Annotated in this window: 2 protein-coding genes and 1 pseudogene; 2 read left to right on the top strand and 1 reads right to left on the bottom strand. The window is 74.4% G+C overall.

What is annotated here, in order from left to right:
* Together ACW0Q9_RS30260 and ACW0Q9_RS30255 are read left to right on the top strand one after the other, a co-directional pair.
* Positions 1–413 (top strand): annotated as a pseudogene (locus tag ACW0Q9_RS30260) (hypothetical protein); the annotation flags it as partial.
* Between the two features lie 172 nt (positions 414–585).
* A complete protein-coding gene (locus ACW0Q9_RS30255) occupies positions 586–849 on the top strand; it encodes a DUF6244 family protein (RefSeq protein ID WP_456187144.1) in 264 nt (87 codons plus the stop codon).
* Positions 850–872: 23 nt separating this feature from the next.
* On the opposite strand, the gene ACW0Q9_RS30250 is transcribed toward ACW0Q9_RS30255, so the two are convergent.
* On the bottom strand, positions 873–2,219 hold the full coding sequence (locus ACW0Q9_RS30250) for a pentapeptide repeat-containing protein (protein WP_456187142.1): 1,347 nt from the start codon (positions 2,217–2,219) through the stop codon (positions 873–875).
* Positions 2,220–2,368: the final 149 nt, after the last annotated feature.

The following is a 2,368-nucleotide window of genomic DNA, read 5'->3' as shown; positions in this document are numbered from 1 at the left end:
CCGTTCCCGCCGCGGGCGCGGCCGGGCAACTGGCCGACGAGGCCGACCGGTACGGGCAGGAGGCCGAGGCCCTGGCCCGGCGGCCCGTGCTGCTGCCGGCCTGGTCGGCGCCGGCCCGGGCGGTCGCCGTCTACGCGGCCTGCGCGCTGGCCGGCTCCCTGCTCATGCTCGTGGCGCTGATCGGCTCGCCGCTGCCGGCCACCGGGCTCGACCTGGTGGCCGCCGTCTCGTGCGCCGGCGTCCCGCTGCTCTCCTTCCTGGCCGGACACCTGGTGCTCGGGCGCTGGGGCCGCCCGGTGATCGGCGGCGAGACCCCGCCGGGGCGGTACGTGCCACTCGGCTTCGTGATCTGCGCGCTGGTCGCCCCGTCGCTGTTCTGCCTCTACCTGGTGGTCTTCCGGCTGTTGACCTGATCAGGTGGCGGCTCCTCGCCGTCCCGGCTGGCTCGGTGCGGTCGTGACTGCTGACCGCCCGGCTGCCATTCGAGGTCGAAGGACCCGCGCGGTCGCGGGAGATGCGGCGATCTCATAGGCTCCGCGGTGGCCAGTGGCTGATCGATCGACCCGGGCGACGTGGGGAGGGCGCGTGAGCGCAGCGGAGATCATCGCGAGGCTGGCGGCGGCGGCGCAGAAGCTGGACGAGGCGAAGGCCAAGACGGCCGCCGCGGCCCAGGACGCCGCCGAGGCGCGGGCGTTGGTGGCCGGCGCGCTGGAGGGTGCGGCGGCCGGACCGCTGATCGGCGTGATCGACGCCTACCGGCAGGCCCTGGGCCAGGCCGCCCAGGGCGGCGGCCCGGCCCGGCAGCAGGTGCAGGAGACGATCGCCAAGGTCCAGGCCCTGGGCAACTGAGGCGGTTCACCGGGTGGGGGCTGTCAGGAGTCGGTGAGGACGAGCCAGTCGTCGTCGCGCCGGCCGACGGTGGTGTCCGGCGGCCAGACGTGGGTCACCGACGCTGACGCGCGGGCCTGGTCGACCAGCGGCCGGCGGGCCAGCGTCGCCCCCTCGAAGCGGACCCGGCCGTGGAACACGGCCCGGCCGAAGTTGGCCGCCCCCTCGAAGCGGGCCCCCTCGAACCAGGCCTCCGCGCCGAACTCGGTCCAGCGGAACAGCGCCATGTCGGCGAACCGCGCCCGGCGGAAGCCCGCGTACGCCTCGAAGGTGGCGTGCTCCATGGACAGTCCACCCAGGAACACCGCCTCATGGAAGCTGGCGCTGCCGGCGAACCGGGCCCGGTCGAAGCTGCTCGGCTGCCGCAGCGTGGCGCCGCGGAAGGAGACCTCCGCGAAGCCCGTGCTCCGGCAGGAGAGCGCCCCGAGGTCGGCCCGGTCGAAGCTCACCCGGCCGGTGAAGCGCGCGCCGTCCAGCACGAGTTCCGCGTCGCCGGTGAGGTCGTCGAACACGGCGTCCGCGAACTCGGCGGCCAGCCGCAGCCGGCCGTGCACGACCGCCCCGGCGAAGCTGGTGGTGCCGGTGCACACCGCCCCGGTCAGGTCCAGGTCCACCAGGGTGCAGCCGGCGGCGTCGAAGTCGTCCAGCCGGGCGCCGGTCAGGTCCAGCGCGATGCCGGGCCACCAGGTCTCCCGGTCCGCCTGGAGGTGCCGGGTGAGCATCCGCTGCGCGGTGCGGCGTACCTCGGTCTCGCGCGGGTCGTCGAGCGGCGGCATCCGGAGGTACGCGCAGAGCACCGCCACGATGGTCGGACGCTGCCCCGGGTTGTCCTGACCGAGCCGTTCCAGGGCGTGCAGGCCGCCGAGGCGTACCGCGGGGTTGTCGCTGCCGACCAGCTCGATGGCCCGGACGTACAGCTCGGTGAGCCGCCGCTCGGCGGCGTCGTGTTCGGCGGCCGCGGCCTGCCGCTCCTGGTGCCGCTGACCGGCGTCGGCGACCGCCTCGGCGTGTTCCTGCACCCGGTCGCGGTGCGCCTGGTCGCGGGTGGCGACGGCCTCCTGGTGCCGCTGCCCGCGCTCGTTGATCCACTGTCGACGGGCGGCGAGCAGCAGCGCCAGCCCTCCGCCGGTGCCGGCTACCACGGTGAGACCGGTGCGGATGGCGTCGACGCGCAGCGTGGCCCGGGTGTCGGGTTGGGCGGCCCGGTCGGCCTCGGCGAGCAGCCAGTCCAGCACCAGCCAGCCGAGCACGATGGCGAGCAGCAGCCCGAGCAGCGCCAGCCACCAGGGCATCACCCGGAGCGGCTTCTCCGGCGGCGGTGGGGCGGACACGGCGCCCAGCATGCCATCCCTCGACCATAGTGGCGGTTTGTCCAATACGCAGATTTGTGCTCCCAGTGGAACAACGGGTTACCGACGCGTAACTTTCCATTGACGTGGGGGAGAGTTGTCTCTTTTACACAACTCCGACCCCACCACAC

It is taken from the genome of Micromonospora sp. I033 (assembly GCF_053890995.1).
This window is presented reverse-complemented; position numbering and strand designations above follow the sequence as displayed.